The 20,562-nt window shown below is 62.4% G+C and carries 17 protein-coding genes; 7 read left to right on the top strand and 10 right to left on the bottom strand.

From position 1 onward, the window contains the following. The 9 genes from ACNQFN_RS01435 to ACNQFN_RS01395 are packed head-to-tail and all read right to left on the bottom strand — an operon-like array spanning position 1 to position 7,668. On the bottom strand, positions 1–2,880 hold the full coding sequence (locus ACNQFN_RS01435) for a conjugative transfer ATPase (protein WP_418647761.1): 2,880 nt from the start codon (positions 2,878–2,880) through the stop codon (positions 1–3). Beyond that, complete coding sequence (locus ACNQFN_RS01430) at positions 2,880–3,311, bottom strand: TIGR03751 family conjugal transfer lipoprotein (RefSeq protein ID WP_418647760.1); 432 nt, start codon at positions 3,309–3,311, stop codon at positions 2,880–2,882. The genes ACNQFN_RS01435 and ACNQFN_RS01430 overlap by 1 nt, the downstream gene beginning before the upstream one ends. Further along, a complete protein-coding gene (locus ACNQFN_RS01425) occupies positions 3,292–4,713 on the bottom strand; it encodes a TIGR03752 family integrating conjugative element protein (protein ID WP_418647759.1) in 1,422 nt (473 codons plus the stop codon). The genes ACNQFN_RS01430 and ACNQFN_RS01425 overlap by 20 nt, the downstream gene beginning before the upstream one ends. Continuing rightward, positions 4,703–5,590 (bottom strand): TIGR03749 family integrating conjugative element protein, encoded by an 888-nt coding sequence (locus ACNQFN_RS01420; protein WP_418647758.1) that lies wholly within the window; start codon positions 5,588–5,590, stop codon positions 4,703–4,705. The genes ACNQFN_RS01425 and ACNQFN_RS01420 overlap by 11 nt, the downstream gene beginning before the upstream one ends. Beyond that, complete coding sequence (locus ACNQFN_RS01415) at positions 5,587–6,276, bottom strand: PFL_4703 family integrating conjugative element protein (protein WP_142177995.1); 690 nt, start codon at positions 6,274–6,276, stop codon at positions 5,587–5,589. The genes ACNQFN_RS01420 and ACNQFN_RS01415 overlap by 4 nt, the downstream gene beginning before the upstream one ends. Continuing rightward, positions 6,273–6,683: a TIGR03750 family conjugal transfer protein gene (locus ACNQFN_RS01410; RefSeq protein WP_142177994.1), complete on the bottom strand. Its 411-nt coding sequence runs from the start codon at positions 6,681–6,683 to the stop codon at positions 6,273–6,275. Before ACNQFN_RS01410 ends, ACNQFN_RS01415 begins: the two co-directional genes overlap by 4 nt. Before the next feature lie 6 nt (positions 6,684–6,689). Beyond that, positions 6,690–7,049 carry a TIGR03745 family integrating conjugative element membrane protein gene (locus ACNQFN_RS01405; RefSeq protein ID WP_024889601.1) on the bottom strand — a complete coding sequence of 120 codons (360 nt, stop codon included), beginning with the start codon at positions 7,047–7,049 and terminating at the stop codon, positions 6,690–6,692. A 23-nt stretch (positions 7,050–7,072) separates the two neighbouring features. Next, positions 7,073–7,306 (bottom strand): TIGR03758 family integrating conjugative element protein, encoded by a 234-nt coding sequence (locus tag ACNQFN_RS01400; RefSeq protein WP_009463356.1) that lies wholly within the window; start codon positions 7,304–7,306, stop codon positions 7,073–7,075. Continuing rightward, the gene (locus tag ACNQFN_RS01395; protein ID WP_418647757.1) at positions 7,303–7,668 is read right to left on the bottom strand and encodes an RAQPRD family integrative conjugative element protein; all 366 of its coding nucleotides are present in this window, start codon (positions 7,666–7,668) and stop codon (positions 7,303–7,305) included. Before ACNQFN_RS01395 ends, ACNQFN_RS01400 begins: the two co-directional genes overlap by 4 nt. Before the next feature lie 231 nt (positions 7,669–7,899). Between ACNQFN_RS01395 and ACNQFN_RS01390 the strand changes: the two genes are divergently transcribed. Both ACNQFN_RS01390 and ACNQFN_RS01385 read left to right on the top strand, forming a co-directional pair. Next, positions 7,900–8,367 (top strand): helix-turn-helix domain-containing protein, encoded by a 468-nt coding sequence (locus tag ACNQFN_RS01390; RefSeq protein WP_025513274.1) that lies wholly within the window; start codon positions 7,900–7,902, stop codon positions 8,365–8,367. Between the two features lie 61 nt (positions 8,368–8,428). Further along, positions 8,429–10,054 (top strand): DNA cytosine methyltransferase, encoded by a 1,626-nt coding sequence (locus tag ACNQFN_RS01385; protein WP_025513273.1) that lies wholly within the window; start codon positions 8,429–8,431, stop codon positions 10,052–10,054. Here ACNQFN_RS01385 and ACNQFN_RS01380 read toward each other — a convergent pair. Continuing rightward, on the bottom strand, positions 10,024–10,521 hold the full coding sequence (locus tag ACNQFN_RS01380; RefSeq protein ID WP_418647756.1) for a very short patch repair endonuclease: 498 nt from the start codon (positions 10,519–10,521) through the stop codon (positions 10,024–10,026). The genes ACNQFN_RS01385 and ACNQFN_RS01380 overlap by 31 nt on opposite strands. Positions 10,522–10,621: 100 nt before the next feature. On the opposite strand from ACNQFN_RS01380, the gene ACNQFN_RS01375 reads away from it, so the two are divergent. The 5 genes from ACNQFN_RS01375 to ACNQFN_RS01355 all read left to right on the top strand — a co-directional run bounded on the left by ACNQFN_RS01375 (position 10,622) and on the right by ACNQFN_RS01355 (position 20,527). Then, positions 10,622–12,100, top strand: a complete 1,479-nt coding sequence (locus ACNQFN_RS01375) for an ATP-binding protein (protein WP_025513272.1) — start codon at positions 10,622–10,624, stop codon at positions 12,098–12,100. After that, positions 12,097–14,757 carry a Z1 domain-containing protein gene (locus ACNQFN_RS01370; protein WP_121493373.1) on the top strand — a complete coding sequence of 887 codons (2,661 nt, stop codon included), beginning with the start codon at positions 12,097–12,099 and terminating at the stop codon, positions 14,755–14,757. The genes ACNQFN_RS01375 and ACNQFN_RS01370 overlap by 4 nt, the downstream gene beginning before the upstream one ends. Then, positions 14,750–15,715: a PD-(D/E)XK motif protein gene (locus ACNQFN_RS01365; RefSeq protein WP_025513270.1), complete on the top strand. Its 966-nt coding sequence runs from the start codon at positions 14,750–14,752 to the stop codon at positions 15,713–15,715. The genes ACNQFN_RS01370 and ACNQFN_RS01365 overlap by 8 nt, the downstream gene beginning before the upstream one ends. Then, positions 15,715–17,787, top strand: coding sequence for an AIPR family protein (locus tag ACNQFN_RS01360; RefSeq protein WP_025513269.1), 2,073 nt, complete (start codon positions 15,715–15,717; stop codon positions 17,785–17,787). Before ACNQFN_RS01365 ends, ACNQFN_RS01360 begins: the two co-directional genes overlap by 1 nt. 112 nt (positions 17,788–17,899) lie before the next feature. Beyond that, the gene (locus tag ACNQFN_RS01355) at positions 17,900–20,527 is read left to right on the top strand and encodes an AAA family ATPase (protein WP_418647755.1); all 2,628 of its coding nucleotides are present in this window, start codon (positions 17,900–17,902) and stop codon (positions 20,525–20,527) included. Positions 20,528–20,562: the final 35 nt, after the last annotated feature.

The following is a 20,562-nucleotide window of genomic DNA, read 5'->3' as shown; positions in this document are numbered from 1 at the left end:
TCATTTCGGCAGGGACAGCGGCGGCGATGCGATGCCACGCGCCTGGTCGATCTTTTCGGCCACCTTGAAGGCGGCATCCAGTTCGCCGATGCCGTACTGGCGCATGAGCTGGTAGCGTTCGGCCTTCTCTTCCGGTTCGGTCTGCGCAAGGGCCAGATAGAGGCTGGGCGGCACGGCGCGGAACAGCACTTCCATCGACTTGGACAGGATGACGCCCTCGCTGAACTTGCCCGCCTCCTTGCGCGCGGACAGCATCAGCGCCTTCTGTGCGGGCGACAGTTCGCGGAACCGGGCGATCTTCTCCACCTCGTCGGGCGGCATCGACAGGCAGATCCACCACTCGATCATGTTGAGCATGGGCTCGGCGGCCTTGGGCAGGTCGTCGATGTTCTGCGTCGCCAGCCAGTACCACGCACCGAGCTTGCGCCACATCTTGGTGATCTTGACCACGTAGGGCGCGAGCAGCGGGTTCTTGGTGATGATGTGGCCTTCGTCGGTGACGTTGATGATCGGCCGGCCCAGGAACTGGTCGCGCTCGGCGATGTTGTTCACCGTGTTGATCAGCGAGATGTAGGCGATGGAGAGCTGCGCGTTGTAGCCCTCGCGCGCGAAGGTGGCCAGATCCACGATGGTGATGTCCGCCTCGGGCCAGGGCGTGCCCGGACGGTCGAACATCTCGCCGTCTGCGCCCTGGCAGAGCATGTCCATCGCATCGGCCATCTCCAACAGCCGCGCGCGCCGGGCATCCGGCAGGTTGGCGTCGCGGGCGCGTTCGCGCAGCGCGTCGCGCACGTCGCGGGTCAGCACCGTGCGCGCCTGTGCCGCGCAGCGCTGGGCGGCGTCCAGGATGCACTGGCGAATAAGGCTGCGGTCGGCGCGCGTCATGCGCGCTTCCTCCTTGTCCTCGCCGCCGGTGATCATCAGCCGGGCAGTGATTTCGAGTTCGCCGAGCACGTCGCGCTGGTCATCCCCATCGTCGGCCTGATGGGTGTCGCCGTCCTCGTCCAGAGCGTCGGCATCCAGCGTCTGCACCTGGCCCGGTGTATCGACCAGGCGCCAGGCATCGGCGAATGGCGCCAGGCTCACGCCCGCGCCGGGTGCCAGCTTCACGCGATGCACGCTCAGGCCCAGCCGAGCGGCGAAGTCACCGAACAGGCCAAAGCTGTTGCCGGCCTCGACGATGAACAACCTGGGCCGGTAGATCGCCGTGACCTGGTTGAGGATGTTGTTCAGCGTGGCGCTCTTGCCGGAACCGGTGGGGCCGAAGAGGAACAGGTGGGCGTTCATCTGCCGGTCGAGCCGGTTCAGTGGATCGAAGGTGATCGTGCCGCCGCCCCGGTTGAAGAAGGTAATGCCTGGATGGCCGGTGCCCTGGCTGCGCCCCCACACCGGCGCCAGATTGGCCGCGTGCTGCGCGAACATCAGTTGCGTGTACCACTGCCGCTTGTCCGCCGCCGGGTCGAACAGACAGGGCAGCCAGCGCAGGTAGGTGTTGAGCGGGGCCACCTCGTCCTCTTCGCGCACCGGCTGCAAGCCCGCATTGAGCATAACATTGACCAGTTGCAGGCCGCGGGCGTCGAGCTGCGCCATGTCGCGGCCGCGCAGGTAGAACGCCAGCGTGCCCCGGTACAGCTTGTGCGCGCTGCCGATGAGGCCGCGGGCCTGCTGCACGTCCTGGCGCGCCTGTTCGCTGGCGAGCGTCTCGCCAACCGCCTTGCGGGCCAGGTGGTTGAGGTGCGCCTCCAGCACATCCTGCGGCGTGGCGACCAGGGTCAGGCACATCACCGTGTCCTCGGGCATCTGGTCGAACAGCGCGTTCATCGCATCGCCGCCCTTGCGCGTTTCGCCGGTCACGTGTCCGGTGGCGGGCGGCGAGCGCAGGCGGTCCATGACGATAGCCCGGTGCGGCATGCCGTCGAAGAACCACAGGCCGCGGGCGACATCCGAGCGCGGCTGACCGAAGAACAGGCGTTGTGCGAAGTCGCCGCTGGCCAGTTCGATCTCACCTTCTTCCCGTTCCTCCGGGTAGCGGGCGAGCGCGTAGAAGCGTTCCCGGTCTTCGGCCGTGCTGCCCAGCGCGCCGGGATTCGGGTTGAACCAGCGCAGCAGCCAGTCGTGAATGTCCGCCGCGCCAAGGCGCCGGGCCTTGACGCCGGCATTCGCCAGGCCGCCGACCAGGCGGTCGCAAATCGTCGCCAGGGCCTGCTCGGGCGATTGCCCGCGCCGGGCCGATGCTGCGTCCGGGGTGCGCCGATAGACCACCATGCGCACGCGCCGGGTCTGGCCGCGCCACGGCAGGCGTGTGACCGTGGAGTCCTCGAACAGGCCGCCCGGCTTGGCGATCGCGCGCAGGTGGTGACCGAAGAAGCGCAGATAGAACTCGCTGAACGCGCTGCCCTGCGCGCGTGGATGCAGGTACGCCCCCAGGGTGCGCAGGTAGTGGTCCCAATCGGCTTCGTCCTGCGCGTAGAGCTGCACCACCCACGGGTTCTCGTCCAGTTCGTCGAAGGAGTCCTGCAGCGCGTTCTCCAGGGCATCGCGGGCCTGCCACAGCCAGGCGGTCTCGCGCCCTTCGGTACCGATCGGCTGCAACTCGAAGAACGCCGCCACCGATTGGCCATCTTCGAGCAGCATGCACCTCGTGGCCGGCAGGTACTCGACCCAGGGCAGCAGGTCGGCGAAGGACGGCGCCACGTCGTAGAGCGCCGCGTGGTCGGCCTGCGTCGCGGGTCGCCGATGATGCCGCCCAGGGGCGGCGCCAGGTGCCTCGATGCCGTGCGCGGCAAGGTGGGCGACATGCTGCGTCCAGGCGTCCGGCTCGATGTCGGCCTGGACTGGCATGGAGGCCGGACGACGTGGCCACGGCAGTCGCCAGCCCATCAGTAGTCCTCCAACCGCTCGCCGGGCATCGCGTACTGCACGCGCTGGTAGAGCGGGAAGACGGTGCTGTAGCCGGGCACCGGTACCGAGTCGGTGCCGGCCAGGTGCGGAAAGACGTACATCACCAGATCGGGGTTCGGCAGTCGATGGAATTGTCGCTGGATCTCGTTCGCTGCCGTGCGGGTGTAGGCCGCGTTCCGGGCGGGCGCCGCGAGGGTGTCAGCGTCGGTCAGCGGGCGGCGCAGGTCCTGGCGTGCGTCGAGCAGCAGGCGGCCGGCCTGGCCGCCGCTGTAGCCGCCAGTCTCGTGCTGCCAGACGTCCTGCATGGTGTGCTCGCCCCGGGGCAGCAGCTTTTCCGAGCTGGTGGCACAACCCGCGAGAACGGCGGCGGCGAGGAGGACAAGGGGGCGGTCAATCCAGGTCCGATGCATGCGCTTCTCCCATGAGGTGATTCACCCGGCGCCCCTTGGCGTCGTGGTCGATGGCGATCGGCTGCTCCAGGTGCACGGCCACCCTGGCGCCGGGCTGCACGTAGACCGCCGCGAAGGCCTGGCCGTAGAGCTTGTTGACCCAGTCGGCCATGTCGCGCACGCCACCGGCCAGGATGCGGCCCATGGCCTCGTTGCCCGAAATGCCGACCGTGCCCAGCGAACCGCTGTTGTTGGCGACCACGGCCACGCTGCCGTTGTCGGACTTGATGAGCGAGGCGGCGCCTGCGCCGGCCGCGGTGATCAACGCCTGCGATCCCAGGTACTGCTGGGCATTGCTGCGGCGCTCGCCCGAGACGCACGGGATGCCGTAGGGATCGCTGATCCAGCCCAGGCCATCCAGCAGACTGGTGCTGTTCTGGCTTCGACTGCGCTTGCCGTCGTCCTCCGGCACCGTGCGGATGGTGCCGTCGCTGAATACGAAGGTGATGGAGCGGACCTGCCCACGCACGCACGAGAGCGTCCAGTCGCCCGAGGCCGTGCCGCTGACCACCGCACCGGCCACGTCGGGAATCTCGATGCCGTTGGCCGCCAGGTTGTCGGCCCCGATCAGCACCTTGAAGGGAAACGGGTCGTTGACGGTGCCGTCGATGGGAATGCGACCGATCAGCGCGGTCATGGCGACCGAGCCCATCAGCGTGGCGTTGGTGGGCACCGTATAGACCGCCTGGGTGGTGCCGGCAACGGTCTGCGCCGGCCTGTCGCTGACGGCCTCCGTCGCGGCCGTCAGCCCCGGCGAGGCTGGGCCGAAGCTGGAGGGAAATCCCGGCAAGCGCTGGCCGCCGGCCGAACCGCCCTTAGGATCGGGCCGGGCGTCATCCGGTTCGATCCAGCGCATGCCACCATCCTTGAGCGGCCCGCCGTCATGCCCGTCCAGTCCAAGGCCGATCGGCAGGTCGGCGGCATCGCCCTTGCCGGACAGTCCGTCCAGGCGGCGCTGCAATTCCTGCATCAGCCCTTGCGTCTGCTGCCGGTCGCTGGCGGCCTGGGTTCGCTCCTGTTCCAGGCGGCGGCGTTCGCTGTCGAGGGCGTTCTGGATGCGCTGGTCGATCGCACCCTCGCGGGTACGCAGGCGCTCGTTCTCCGCCTTGTGCTGGCGGTTGTCGCTCAGCGCGGTCTGCAGCTCGGTGCGGAGCTGCTTGACCTGCGCGACCAGGGTGGCGACGGTATCGCGCGGGGTGTCGCCCGCGATGCCGAGCGCCTTCATTTCTTCGGGAGTGAGCTGCCCCGGGACATCCTGCTTGCCAGGTGCAGCGTCACTGCCTGAGAACAACCTGGCACCGACGAACACCAGCAACAATGCCATCGGAATCAGCAGCCACTTCAACAGGGGATTACTCCTCATCGGACGTCCTCCCCGCAGCGGCGGCCGGCGGCAAGTTCGTGCCGGCATCGATGGGGCTGAGCACCGGCATCAGGGACTCGGCCAGGCCACGGCCGCGCGTGACCAGATAGACCACCGTGGTGTCGGTCGAAGCGCCCGCCGGCCCCAGGTCGGGATGCTGGAAGGTCGCGGCCACGAAGTCACCTTGCAGCACCCTTGGATCGAGATCGATACGGTGAGGTGAGGTGTTGGTCAGGCGCACGGCGGTGACCCACTGGTCTTCGAGTCGCCAGGCCGCCAGCGCCCGCGCCTTCAGCGGCAGCGTTGGCAGCAGTGTGTCCAGCGCGAGCGGGCGCCGCAGCGGCACGCGCCCGATGCCGGCCACGGGCTCGACGGTGCGCAGCGGTGCGTAAAGGTTCTGCGCCGCGTAGCGCGTCAGGACAACGGTTATCGGCGTTTGCCGACTCCTCGCGGGTCGCGCTGCCTGGGTTGGACCGGCGGCAGTGTCACCGCCGGCCTCCGCGACGGCCTCCTGCAGGACGATGCGTACAGGCTCCAGCGGCTGCTCGCCTTCCCGGGCGTCCGTGGCTGCGATGTCGACCAGCACAATGGCGCCGGATTCCACGTCCTGCAGTTGCAGCCGCGTCGGCGCGATGGCCTCGCTGGCGCGCAGGTAGATGGCTCCACCCGCGCTCTGCACGCGCAGCCGCTCGCCCAGGCTCGGGGGCAGGCCGACACGCACGTTGCGGTCGATGAAGACCACGCGCTCCTGGCCGACGACCAGCGGGACGGCCAGCGGCAGCCGCTGCCAGCGCAGGATCTCGATGGCATGGCTGTCCGGCACCAGGCCGAAGCCGAGGGCCAGGCTCGCCACGATGGTGAGGACGTTGTGTTTCATGGATTGCCTCCCTGCGAAAGGTCGCCGCCGGGCGTGCCGGACGGAGGCACTGCCGGCGACGGTGCCTCAATCCGCTGCGGCGCGCCGTCATAGCAGTCCAGCGCAAGGCCGAAGGGGTTGTGCTGGGGGTCGACGTCCAGCCGCACCACTTTCAGCGGATAGCGCACCAGGGCACGCTTGACCTGCTCGGCGCCGTAGTATTCGTCCGCGCTGACGTCCAGCGTGACGATCCAGTCGCGGCTGGAAACCGTCTTCACCCGCATCATGGGGTTGTCGCCAAAGCCGCGCCCCGGAATCTCGTAGATGCCACGCACCCGCTGGCGCAGTTCGCCACTGCTGCGCCGGTGCTCGTAGTCCTGGCGCAGGAAGGCCTGGCAGGCCGGTGTGAAATAGGCCGACAGCGCGTGGAGGTTGCGCGGGTAATCCTGTTCGCCATCCGTCGGCCAACGTTGTACCTGCTGCCAGACGTAGAAGGCGAACGCATAGACATTCTCGGGCGGCACATCCCACCAGGCGCGGGTGCTGCCCGAGCGCAGATCGGGGGGCACGTGGATCGTCAGTTGCCTCGGCGCACTCCACCAGCCGAAACCGAGCAGCAGCGCCACCACGAACAACGCACCGGCGCCCAGGCGCAGCGTGCGCACATGGGCCTGCAGGTGATGGACTTCATTCCTGAAACGGCTCATGAGGCGGCTGCTCCGCGTGAGCGCCGGGTGGTCCAGTACCCAGACCGCGTGATGAGACGGTGCCCACCGAGCCAGGACGCTGCCAGCGGATGGCGCAGCGCCAGGCGCCACTGCAGTTGCCGGTACAGCCAGATGTCCGGGCGGCCGCGCTTCTGCCGGCGCAGGAAGCCGCCACCACCGAACACGCCAGCCGCCACGCCGGCCACGATCAGGGTCGGTACCATGGCGACGCTGTGCGTGGCCCAGGCCAGCGGCACGCCGGCGACGAACCCCACCACCGCGGACAGGCCGGAGCAGATCCAGAGTTCGTCGGCGGTCAGGCCCCTCACCACCACGGGCTGCCGGTTCAGCCTGTGCGGCAGGAAGGTGACCAGCCCGTCACGCGCGATATCGTTCAAGGCAGCCATCGCCGCTCAGAGCACGCCGGTGGCCTTGGTCAGCAGCCAGATGCCGACCACCAGCAGGATCGCACCCACGGCCACGGTGAGACCGAACTGGCCCCAGGTGGCGCGGCCGGTATGGATCTCCGAGTAGCGCGTGTAGGCGTGGTAGCACACACCGACGAACATCGAGGCGACCACCAGCAGCGCGACCAGCAGCACGATGTCGTAGCCGTAGTTCTGCAGCGTCTGCATGATGCCGCTGCCCTGGCCGCGCGAGGGGTCCTCGATGGTCGGCAGGCCCTGCGCCCGGGCCGCCAATGGCAAGCCCATCAGCATCAATGGCGCGAGGATGGTGGTGGCAATGCGATGGGGAATCGGATGGGTCTTCATGGCGGTCGGGCCTTTCGTGGTGGTCAGGACAGGAGGAAATAGGTCAGCACCAGGTACATCGCGACGAATCGCACGACGACACCCAGGAACTGACGCTGGGACAGGCGCTGCTCGGCCCAGCCCGTGTAGGCGGTACGCATGGCCCAAACGCCCCACAGGAGCAGGACGGCGAACACCAGGCCGAGCACCACCGTGGCCACGGCGGCGGGGGCAAAGCCGCCATTGGCCTGGAAGGCGCTGACCTGGGCGGCGTTCATTGGGGTGCCTCCTGTTCGGAGGGCGGGCTGGACTGGCGGTAGTCGCCGGACAGCTCGACCGGATCGCGCGGCTGGGCGCGCGGCGGCGTCAGGTAGTCCTGGATGCCCGCCCGAACGCGCTGGAGGTCCTTGCGCAGACGGGCATGGTCGAAGTGGTAGCGGGCGCGCTCCTGCGGAGCGGTAAGGGCGGCGTGCTCGGCCTGGCGGTCAATCAGGTCGATCTGGCGAACCAAGGCCGCAAGCTGCTCGCGCTCGATGGCATCGTCTGCTGCGGCCGCCGATTGGTAGGTCGAAGGTGCGATCAACAGTATCGCCACCCAAAGGCCTGTCCAATGCGTGCAACTGTCGATCCGAAGTGCCATGCCAATCCCCATGAAGCGAATGACACGATGTTGCGGTGAGGCAGTCTCTGGTACCTCAATCAATGCGAACCAGTCAGCTTCCGGATTCGTGCGCCGAAGCGGAAGCCGGCCAACTGCGACCGCGAGCCCACGTCAGCGACGGGCATCATGGCTGGCGTTTTCGTTTGTTTCGTTTTCGTTTGTTTCGTTCTAGAATGCTGTGCCGTGCACTTCAACTGACCGAGATATCACATGAACACCTCAGCGCACGCCCGCATGAAGCTGCCTGACGAGCAGGAGGTTCAATTGGCGGCCCAAGGTCAGCGGGCTCTCGCATCCTGTCTTTCTGGCAAGCGCAAAACCAGGCGTATCCGGCTTTACGATGAAGCAGACCGGGCACATGAGATGGAATTGCCTGTCTCGACGCTGCGCCTCGTGGAAGAAGTTCTCAACGGACTCGCTAGGGGTGACGCCATCAGGGTGGTGTCGGTAAACGCCGAATTGACTACCCAGGAAGCGGCTGATCTCCTCAATGTGTCCAGACCTCATCTGGTGAAGCTTCTGGAGGATGGTGAGCTGCCATTTCTTCGCACAGGCAAGCACCGGCGTGTTCGCCTGGCCGATCTGCTGCAGTTCAAGGACGCGAGGGAACAGGCCAGTGCGCAGGCCATGGACGAACTGAGCCGTCAGGCTCAGGAACTGGGGATGGGTTACGAATGAATGCCAAAGAAATCGGCACAGTCAAATATGCGCTCAATGACGAACAGCAGGAAAACGAGAAATGCCGATTCCAATAATCGACCTCTTTGCTGGTCCCGGCGGGCTGGGAGAGGGCTTTGCCTCTCTCAAGGGACACAAGCGGCAGCCATTCTTCGAGATCGGTCTATCCATCGAGAAGACTGAGGTTGCGCATCGAACACTGATGCTGCGAGCGGCGTTCAGGCGCCTGCGCGGTACCAAGGATGTCAGGCATTACTACAGCTACGTACGGGGTGAGCTCGACGAAGCTTCGTTCCGTCGGATTCCTGCCGTGGCCAGCGCCTTCGAGCATGCCGCCAAGGAAGCAAGATGTCTCGAACTTGGCAAGTCCGACGAAGCCAGCATCGACGATGAAATCCGGTCTGCACTGAATGGGCAGGAGACCTGGGTACTCATCGGCGGTCCGCCCTGCCAAGCGTATTCCCTTGCCGGACGGTCACGGCGCGCCAACGACAAGGATTTCCACAAGGACGAGAAGCACTTTCTCTACAAGGAGTACCTGCGGATCATCCAGGTTCACAAGCCCACCATCTTCGTGATGGAGAACGTCAAGGGATTGCTGTCGTCCAAGCACTCCGGAAATCCGATGTTCGAGAAGATCATTGCGGATCTCTCTTCTCCCGCGGATGGACTGGAGTATGAAATTCGCTCCTTCACGAAGAAGGGAAACAGCGCTTCTCTGGAGCCTGCGGACTACCTGATTCATTCCGAACGCTATGGCATACCCCAAAGCAGGCATCGAGTCATCCTGCTTGGAGTTCGAAAGGGACAGGGCGTGCCACAGCATCAATTGCTGGAACCTGTATCAAAGCCTGTGACTGTCAGGCAGACCATTGATGACCTGCCACGAATTCGGAGCCGACTGTCCAGAGGGGATTCTCTGGAGGCTTGGCGCAAGGCGGTTCAGGCGGCACCTGCCTACGTCAAGGGATGGAGAGCCGAGAACGAGTCCGCCATGGTCGAATCGATGCGGGCCTTTGCCGCTTCAGCCACCAGTGTCAGCACCGGAGGTGCCTTCATACAGAAGGAATACAGAAGGCCCAAGAAACCAACCGAACTGCAGCAGTGGCTGCATGATCGAAGCCTTGGTGGTATCTGCCAGCACGAGGCACGTGCGCACATGGCCTCCGATCTGGCCAGATACCTTTTTGCGGCGACCTTTGCTCATTCGCAGGGTTATTCCCCTCGGCTGGATGTCTTTCCGCCCAAGCTGCTGCCGGATCACTTCAATGTGCAATTCGGCAGTGAGTTCGAGGCCATCCCATTCAAGGATCGGTTTCGTGTGCAGTGCAAAAACGAGCCGGCAACAACGGTGGTGGCGCACATTGCCAAGGATGGGCATTACTACATTCATTACGACCCTTCGCAATGCAGAAGCCTCACCGTCAGGGAAGCCGCGCGCCTGCAGACATTCCCGGACAACTATTTCTTCGCAGGCAATCGCACGGAGCAATACACGCAGGTCGGGAATGCTGTTCCTCCGCTGCTGGCGCACAAGTTGGCCAAGATCGTGCGGAGTCTTTTGAACGAAATGAACAGGAAGAGGCGCAGGCAGGTCAGTGACCGAGCGAACAGCAAGCCGATGGAAAACCCGAGGCGCAACGCTCCCGAGCAGGCTCAGGTTCCGCTGCTTGCCGAGGCCGACTGACCGATCACCAAGGCTTCCTCGTCGCCATGCAGCCACTCCTCAACCAATCGCGCAGTGTCCTCGACCGACTGCTTCAGCGCGCACTCCCACACGGTGGCCACGCGCCAGCCAAGAGACCGAAGCGTCTCCACGTGTCGCCTGTCACGGTCAACATTGCCCAGGAACTTCCGTTGCCAGAACTCTTCGTTGGTTCGAGGGGTAGTGGTATAGCGGCAGCCTTCGTGCCGATGCCAGAAGCAGCCATGGACGAACACCACCGATCTGTGCCTTGGGAACACAAGATCCGGGGAGCCGGGCAGATTTCTGACATGAAGTCGATAGCGAAATCCTCTGGCGAAAAGAAGCGATCGAAGGGTTCGCTCCGGCCAGGTATCCTTTCCGCGAATGCTCGACATCATGCGGCTGCGCTGAGGGGTGGTCGGGACGCGCATGACCTTGGGGACATCCAGCTTGGATATTTTCAGCAACCGCTGCTTCACACCGCTGTCAGTCAATCGGACAGAGGGGATGCAGACGCTGAAAGATTAGCAGAAGTCGATTCACTAGAGATCACGAGGGGGCATCCTGATGGCAAGGGAACATAGACATCCACCAAGCGCGGCCTGCCTCTCGGCATCGATGAGGGATCTCGGGTACTCCCTCGAAACGGCCATCGCGGATCTGATCGACAACAGCATTTCTGCCGGGGCAGACAGGATCGACATCATCTGCGATGTGTCCGGCGAGCTTCCTCTGGTCGTCATTCTCGACAACGGCAAGGGAATGACGGAGGAAGAGTTGCTGGCGGCAATGCGTCATGGAACCGATAGCCCCAGACGACACCGTTCGCCAAGGGATCTCGGGCGCTTTGGTCTTGGACTGAAGACGGCGTCGTTCTCGCAGTGCCGCTCCCTGACAGTGGTCAGTACAGGTGATGCTTCCATCTGTGGTGCCGAGTGGAACCTGGATCGCATCGATGCGGCAGACGACTGGATCCTGAGCATCCTTGATGAGGCCGACATCCAGGCGCTGCCCTATGTCGATCGCCTCGGAAGGCACGGCACCGCAGTCCTCTGGCGAGAACTCGATCGCATGCTCGAAGACGAAGTCGGGGATCGGCGGCAGGAAATCGTGAACGAGAAGCTTGAGGTGGTGGGGCGACATCTCGCCCTCGTCTTCCATCGCTTCCTTTCGGGCGAGGTCAAGGGGCATCCCAGAGTCACGCTTGCCATCAACGGTCACCCCATTGCCGCATTCGATCCTTTCTGCAGAAAGAATCCGGCCACTCAGGTTCTTCCGGAGGAAATTGTCCGCATCGGCGATGCGGAAGTGCGCCTGCAGCCCTATGTGCTGCCACACCATAGCCGTCTTTCCGCGTCCGAGTACGACTACTACCAAGATCGCAGTGACTTCATCTCCAACCAGGGAGGCTATGTCTATCGGAATGGGCGTCTGATGGCGTGGGGAGACTGGTTCCGGCTGGTGCCCAAGGGTGAGGCCACCAAGCTGGCGCGGGTGCAGATCGACTTCCCCAACAGTCTGGACGAAGCCTGGACAATCGACATCAAGAAGTCGCGCGCGCGCCCCCCACATGCGGTGCGTGAGCGCCTGCGCCAGATCATCGCCAAGATCACCAACCGTAGCGTGACGGTACATCGGGGACGCGGACAGAAGCTGTTTCAGGAAACCCAGGCACCGTTCTGGGAGCGCTATGCCGATCATGATGGCATCCGGTTCGCGATCAACGACCAGCACCCGATCATCGTCTCACTGGCAGAAAGACTCTCGCCAGAGGACGCAGACCTGATGCGCACGCTGCTTGATTCGGTTGCTGCCTCATTGCCGGTCGAGATGATCTATTCCGACTACTCGACCCACCCGCGCGAGATCAATCAACGATCGGTGGATGAAAGCCAGACCATGGATCGCCTGAGAAGCCTGCGCCAGGTGCTGTATGGCGACGGGCCGGGCGATGCGAAGGTCTTTCTTCAGATCGTGCGCTCCACGCATCTCTTCGATGGCCAGATGGATCTGGTCGAAAAATTCATCAATGAGGCCTTTGCATGAGCATTACAGCCATCACGGCAGAACGAAACATCGCCAACGCGCTCATCTCGGGCCTTGCCAACATGGCAGAAACGCCGACGCGCGATCAGGTGGAGGAAAAGGCAAGGCAGATTGCTTCAATCTTCGGCTATGCGGGAGACCTCCGCAACATTGTCACCGAAGCCATGGAATCGGTTGTGACCCGCATGGGAGCAGGCATTTCATTGGTCGATGTCAGTGCGAAGCATGACGATCAATGGGTTCACAAGCGCGAGGACGTCACCTGGACCTATGCCGGTGCATACGAGGAATTTCTTCGCAACGAGGGCTGGCCTCCACAGATGGTTCAGTCGCTGAGCGATGTGACCACCCGCATTCTTGGCCACCTTCAGGATCCACTGAGCGAAGGCACGAGCTGGAACCGCCGTGGCTTGGTCATCGGCCATGTGCAGTCAGGGAAGACGGCCAACTACACGGGTCTGATAGCACGTGCAGCCGATGCGGGCTACAAGTTCATCGTCGTCATCGCAGGCATTCACAACAACCTGCGCAGGCAGACACAGCAGCGAATCGACGAGGCCTTCATCGGTCGGTCGAGTGATCCCGAGGATCGCCGCAACATCGGTGTCGGTCTCGCTCCGGGATATCCGCATCCGGCAACGCTCACCAACATCAACGAGGACTTCAACAAGAATACAGCCGCCAAGAGTGGCTGGAAGATCAACGACTTCAGCAAGCCGATCATCCTGATCATTAAGAAGAACGTCACGACGCTCACTGCGTTGCACAAATGGCTGAAGGCACTGAACGCCGAAGGGGAAGACCGCATTTCCGATGTGCCGATGCTGCTGATCGATGACGAGGCCGACAACGCATCGATCAACACGAACAAGGAAGACCTGGACCCGACCCGGACGAATGCGATGATTCGCCGCATCCTGGGGCTGTTCGCGAAGTCCTGCTACGTCGGATATACGGCAACCCCGTTCGCCAACATCTTCATCAATCCGGATGCCTATGGCGATGACGTGCGGGAAGAGCTTTTCCCTCGCGACTTCATCTATTGCCTGGATGCGCCCACAACCTATTTCGGGGCGGAGAAGGTCTTCCTAAATGAGGCGACCAGCGAATCGATCGTCAGCCCGATCGACGATTGCGAGGATTTCATTCCCTACTCGCACAAGCGCGACGCCCCTGTCCATGAGCTGCCCCCGAGCCTCTATCGCGCATTCGACGAATTCATCATTGCACGCGCCATTCGAAACCTGCGCGGACAGGCCAGCAAGCATTGCTCGATGATGGTCAATGTGTCGCGCTTCGTGCCGGTGCAGAAGGCTGTGCGCGATTTCCTGAGCCTCAGGGAAAAGAAGATCAGGGAAGCGGTTCTCGCAAACTACGCGATGCCGGAAGATGTTTCTTCAAGGAACATGTACATGCAAGGCCTGAAGGATGCCTTCCTCGCCGAGTATGCCGATGTCGGGGTGACCTGGGAGGAAGTGAAGGCAGCCCTCGTCGGTGTCTTCGAGCACCTTCATCTCTACGTCATCAACAGCAAGAGTGACGAAGTGCTCGACTACACCCGGTACGAGAAGGAAGGCATCGGGCTGACGGCGGTCGCGGTCGGTGGCCTGAGCCTGTCGCGAGGTTTGACCATCGAGGGACTGACCGTCAGCTACATGTACCGCAACACGAAGATGTACGACACCCTCATGCAGATGGGGCGCTGGTTCGGTTACCGACCGGGATTCGAGGACCTCTGCCGAGTCCACCTCTCTCGCGATTCGATCAACTGGTATTCCCACATCGCTGATGCCGCCGAAGAACTTGTGCAGCAGGTCAAGCGCATGCGACGTGATCGCCTCAGCCCAAAGGACTTTGGGCTTTACGTCCGCTCGCATCCGGACAGCCTGCTGATCACGGCCGCGAACAAGATGCGGGCTGGTCAGGAAGTCACCGTCGAACAGAGTTTCAGCGGGCGACTGCGTGAAAGCTACATTGTCTCCACAGACCCCGATGTGAATGCCAAGAACTTTGAGCTGATCGCCGATCACTGGCGAAATGGATTCGGCGGACGGCCGGAGGAGTTCACCGAGAAAGGCGTCATCTTCAGAGACGTGCCCGTCGAGGTGATCGACGATTTTCTCACTAGATTCGAATGCCATTCGACCTTTGCGGGACAGAAATCAGACGTGGTGAGCTATCTCGAACGGATCGCGACGAAGCGTCCGCTTGCTGATGTCCTGCTGATTTCTCCCCCGGGTGGGTCGGGCGGCGAACGCCCATACACCTTGAGGAATCAGGTGCGTGTCGTCGGGAAGAATCAGCCGAATGGCACTGCGTGGCGCCTGAACAAGGACAGGGTTGCTTCGCGTGGTGACGAGAAGCTCGGGCTCAGCGACGAGCAACGCGCTGAGGCGAGAATGGTCGCAGGCGACGACGACGGCTCGGGGGCGGTATCCGACACACATTACCGGATGGTGAGGGACAGGCCCCTCCTCATGATTCACAGTCTGGAGCCCAAGGGCGATGCCGTGATGGGGCCGATCGCTGCCTTTGGCATGAGCTTCCCATACGGGGACTACTCGACAACCATCAATGTCGTCGTCAACAAGGTCTGGCTCCAGCAGATGCAGGGCTATGTGGACGATCCTGACGAGGAGGAAGACTACGATGCCTGAAACCTCGCCATGGGATGAAATTGCCGTTCCTGGCACGGACTTCAATGTCCGCCAGGTTGCGGCGAAAACGGCCGTGCCCTGCTTCTGGGGACGTGATGTCAGTGGTGCCTGCCTGTTCATTGTGGAGCTGCACGGCGACCACACAGCCCAGTACCGGAAGAACGCGGTCACGGTGAACGGCGTCGATGTCGATCTTCGTGCCGGAGATCAGGGGCAGCAACACCTGGTCCTCGCTCTTGAAAGACAGGTTGATCGCGATCTTTTCGAGGGACTGTGCCGTACCCTGGCATTCGCGCTGGAGCACGCCACCGATTCGGCCAGCTCTCTGGCAGTCTCGCTGGCGCACATCCGTCGTTGGAAGACTTTCCTCTCGGGTCGAAGTCAGCATCTGTCCGCAGAGGATGTTCGAGGCCTCTTCGCCGAAATCGTCTTCTTGACGGAACTGATCGATCGGGAAATGCCGAGCAACGCCGTCGTCGAAGCTTGGCTTGGTCCGGAACGGTCACATCAGGATTTCATCTTCGGCAACACGGCTGTCGAGGTCAAATCCCTCTCGGGCGCCGAGCGAAGCAGCATCCGCATTTCGTCGGAAGACCAGCTCGAATCGCTGAACGACGCACTGTTCCTGCGCGTGTACCGGCTGAGCAACCTGGCTGACGCGGCAGGTGCCCGCTCGCTCAACGAGCTTGTCGCCGCCGTCCAGGCGCGGCTCGACAAGGCAGAGGCTATCGAGGCCTTTGACCGGAAGCTGGTTGCACACGGCTACGCGCCGCTCCCTGACTACGATGAGCCGCGTTTTGTCGTCAGCGACGTGCGCAGCTATCGGGTCGTCGATGATTTTCCGCGTCTTATGCGATCGCAATTGCCGACGGGGATTGCCAAGGTAGCCTACGACATCAGACTGGAAACGATTGCTCAATACGAGTGCGACGGGGCCGCTGTCTTCGGAGGAGAGTGATGGAGCAAACCGGCGAAGAGTTCTTCCACGACTTCCGGCAGGAACTGCTGGCGGGAGCCGAGGCCAATGGCAGGTTTCAGCTCGACGAGTTCATGGAAACCATCGCTGCAGAGCTTGTCGAAACAGGCTTCACGGAAGGCTTCGAACTTTGTCATTTCCGGGCGCATCGTGGCGTGCGCGTGGACGGTTACTGGTTCAATGATGAGGGAGTCCTGCACCTCTTCATCGCAGACTTTGAGTCCCGCAACGAACTGGCATCCCTGACCAGGACGGATGTGGATGCGGCATTCAAGCGTGTTGCCAACTTCTTCGAAACAAGTATCGACAGGAATCTGGCGGACGATCTGGAAGTCACATCGCCGGAATACGGCCTTGCCAGACAGATTGCCGATCGCAGAGGTGCCATCGGCTCGCTCAACCTTGTTCTGTTCTCCGAGCGCACGCTCAGCGGGGCAGTGCAGAGCCTTCCGGATGGAGAAGTTGCTGGCGTTCCCACGAGTTATCACGTATGGGATATTTCGCGTCTTCATCGTCAGCGAAGTTCACGCAGCCACAAGGAACCACTCGATCTCGACTTCGAGCAGATGTTTGGCCAAGGCATCGCCTGCCTTCCCGCTCACTTGACAACCGATGCCTATCAGTCCTACCTCATGGTCATGCCAGCAGATGTGCTGGCGACCCTGTACGGAAGTTTCGGAGCGCGCCTGCTGGAGCAGAACGTCCGGACATTCCTGCAGGCTCGTGGCAATGTGAACCAGGGCATACGGGCAACGATCCTGAATGAGCCGGGAATGTTCTTTGCCTACAACAATGGGATCACGGCCACTGCGCAGAGTGTCGAAACCGAGGCAACGGATTCCGGTCTGGCGATCACAAGGATTGTCGATCTTCAAATCGTCAATGGTGGGCAGACCACTGCATCCCTGTTCCATACGCGGAAGCGGGACAAGGCGGACCTTTCCCAGATATTCGTTCAGATGAAGCTGTCCGTCATTGACAGCCAGCAAAGCGAGATGGTTGTGCCGAAGATATCGGAGTATGCGAACACCCAGAATAGGGTGAATGCTGCCGACTTCTTCTCGAATCATCCGTTCCATGTCCGGATGGAAGGGTTCTCGCGGCGCATATGGGCGCCGGCGCAGAAGGGGTCCCCCCGCGAGACGCGCTGGTTCTACGAGCGCGCACGCGGTCAGTATGCCGATGCACAGTCAAAACTGACACCAGCAGAGCAGCGTCGCTTCAAGGCCGAGCATCCCAAGCCGCAAATGTTCACCAAGACGGATCTCGCAAAGTTCGAAAATGTCTGGGATGACCATCCAAGATGGGTCAATCTTGGCTCGCAGAAGAACTTTGCGCGCTATGCTGCGCGAATCGGAAGCGAGTGGGAAAAATCGTCCGATGCCTTCAACGAGTTCTACTTCAAGAGAGCCGTCGCGCGCGGACTGATCTTCCGTGCCACCGAGCGCATCGTTTCTGCGCAACCTTGGTACAACGGTGGGTATCGAGCAAACATCGTGGCCTACACGCTGGCGGTATTGGCCGATATCACGAAGCGAAGAAAGGCGAGCATCGATTTCCTGGGCGTCTGGAATGCACAGATGGTTGATGCCGTGTTGGAGGATGCCATCGCTGTCGTGTCTGGCGTGGTGAACGATGACATCACCAAGCCACCACACGGTATCTCGAACATTTCCGAATGGTGCAAGAAGGAGGCATGCTGGACGAGGATACAGGCTCGTACCGACGCCATTGCCGATCTTCTCCCGCCGGAGTTCTACGATCGACTTGTTCCGCAGGATGATCAGGCAGCGATCGTGAAGACTGCGAAGCAGACGCAGAGGATCGACAACGGCATCGAGGCGCAGCGAAAAGTGCTGGCTGTTCCCGCTGCGGAATGGGCTCGCATCCATCAGTTGCTGCTTGAGAAGGATCTGCTCACGCCAAAGGAAGACGGCGTGCTTAGGGTTGCCATGCAGATTCCCTCCAAGCTCCCGACAGAGAAGCAGAGCGTGGTGCTACTAGAAATTCTGGAGAAAGGTCGTCCTGAGGGCGTGGTTGTGCGTGATTCCTAAGTGCCGCAGGTTGGCTGTCATGGGAACTTTTTTTGAAGGTCTCCATAGAGAATCAAATCGGGCGCTTAGAGACACTTTGCCATCATCTTGGAGCCCGACGAAGGAGCAAAAAATGCAGAAGCCCGCCGCACAGCAGAAGACCGTCCTGGAGACGATTCTGGACTGGTCAAAGGATCGTCCACTCTGGCAGCGTGATGCCCTGCGCCGCATCATCGCAAACGGCCGTCTGACGGACGCCGATATCGGCGAACTCGTGGACCTTTGTAAACAAGGCAAAGGTGCACCAGTTGGCGCGCTGAAAGCGATACCGCTGGAGAAGGACCACCTTCCGGCCAACCCCGGTCAGACCGCCGCGGTATCGCTTCTGTCGATCGCCGACGTGACCGGCGTGAACAACCTTGCCGCCGGTCAGACCCTCGGCTTCGAGCCGAATGGAATCACGATCATCTACGGCGACAACGGTGCGGGCAAGTCCGGCTACGCACGCATCCTGAAGCGCGCATGTCGTGCAAGGCATGCCGGAAAGATCGAACCCAATGTGTATGCTGATCAGCCCCCGAAGCGCGTCGGCGCGAACATCGCGTACGGGGTCGGCGGTGTGCAGCAGCCGGTCGAGCAGTGGCAGAACGGGGCAAATCCGCATGCAACGCTGTCTGCAGTGAGCGTGTTCGATAGCGACTGCGCCTCAGTGCATATCCGCGAGAAGAACGAAGTTGCATTCCGGCCCTTTGGCCTGGACGTGCCGGATGAGCTTGCTGCAGCCTGCCAGGCGGTAAAGGACGCCCTCGCAGCTGAGCAGAAGCAGCTTGAGAAGGCCCGCCATCCGATCTTTGCGGCGCCGACCTGGAAGGCCACCACGGCCGTGGGAAAGGCGCTGGCCGCGCTGAACGCCAATACTGACGCAAAGAAGATCGAAGCCCTGGCGGCGCTCTCGGCAGACGAAAGCGCCCGTCTTGAGCGTCTGCGGGCAGACCTGTCGAAGAATCCGACCAAGGCAGCGGCGGAACAGACCGTCAAAGCCGACAACGTCATGCGGCTGATTACCGCGGTGAACAGCATTGCAGCCAGAACCACCGATGAGGAACTGCTGGCGGCCGCTGCCCTCGCCAGGGACGCACGGTCGAAACGGGACGCCGCACGTCTTGCCGCGGAGAAGGCCTTCACGGGCGAACCCCTTGCCGGCGTCGGCGGCGAGACATGGCGGGCGCTTTGGGATTCCGCTCGACGCTACTCGACGGAGATTGCATACCCCGGACAGCCGTTTCCGCCGTCGGCCGAAGACGCGCATTGCATGCTTTGCCAGCAGCCATTGGAAGCTGAGGCACGTGCACGGATGGCACGCTTCGAGGATTTCATCCAGAAGGACACGGAACAGCTGGCACGCGAGGCAGAGAAGGCAGCTCAGACCGCACGTCAGGCCATAGCTGCCGGGGCAATCGGCACGCGGGCTGTGAAGGCCAGTCTTGATGAGCTTGGCCTCCAGAATGAGGCGCTGCAGCAGCAGACGCGCCGCTTCATCGCCGCAGCCCGGCTGCGGCGCCACGTTCTGCTCAAAGCCCTGGGCGGAAACGGCGAGGTACAGCTTCCGCCCGTTCCAATGTCGCCGCTACCTGATCTCGACCAGCTTCAGACCACGATCCGCAATTACGCCGCCGAGCTGCGCAAGTCCGCTGACGCGGATGAACGCAAGAAGCTCGAAGCCGATTTCACCGAGTTGAGCGATCGAGCGCTGCTCGCCGGCATGCTGCCGGTCGTCACCGACGAAATCCAGCGGCTGAAGACCATCCGGTTTCTGACCGAGTGTGCGGGCGACACGGCGACGAACACCATCACCAAGATGGGCAATGACATTGCCGACACCGTGATTACGCCTCGGCTGCGCGACAGGTTTCAGGAAGAGATTGTCCGGCTTGCGGCCTCGAAGGTTCGCGTCGAAATCGTGCGCTCCGGCGGTAAGTACGGCTCACCGCAGTATCAGGTGCGCCTCTTCGCCAAGCCGGATGCCAAGGTCCACGAAATCCTGAGCGAAGGGGAAAAGACCTGCGTGGCGCTGGCCGCCTTCATGACCGAGCTTGCCACCGCGATGCACCGCTCTGCTCTGGTCTTCGATGACCCGGTGTCCTCATTGGACCATCGCTGGCGCGGGCAGGTGGCCAAGCGTCTCGTGGAAGAAGCGGAGAACCGTCAGGTCATCGTCTTCACGCATGATCTGGTGTTCGTGAACGATCTGAATGACCACGCGACGAAGACCGGGCGGGCCGTGCGGCTCACGACGCTCAGTCGTGGCGCCGCGGGAGCCGGTATGGTGGCCGACGGCCTGCCCTGGAAGGCCCAGAGCGTCGAAGATCGCATCGACAAGCTGGAGAAGGCGGCACGTGCGGCAAAGCTGCTGCATGACAACAACCAGGAAGACGAGTACGCGGTCGAGGTGGCAAAGCTCTACAACTCGCTGCGCGCCACATGGGAGCGCGGCCTGGAGGACATCGCTTTCGTCCGCGTTATTCAACGCCACAGGGACTACATCAACGCCAAGGACCTGAAGAAGGTCAGTGCGCTCAACGAGGCTGACTGCGATGCTTTCGCCGCCGGATTCAAGAAGTGCTGCGACATTGTTGACGCACACGATCCATCCAGCGGCAGGAATGCCGCGCCACCACCACCTGCAGATCTCTTTCAGGACATCCAGGCTTTGAAAGACTGGGCCGTGTCTCTGCGTGACAGGCAGAAGAAGGTTTCCTAACCCGAAGTCTCTCGCACACATGCTCACGTTGTTTG

Source organism: Thauera butanivorans, assembly GCF_048398245.1.
Taxonomy (GTDB): domain Bacteria; phylum Pseudomonadota; class Gammaproteobacteria; order Burkholderiales; family Rhodocyclaceae; genus Thauera; species Thauera butanivorans.
Note: the sequence above shows the minus strand (reverse complement) of the source record. Positions and strands in the feature narration are given on the sequence as shown.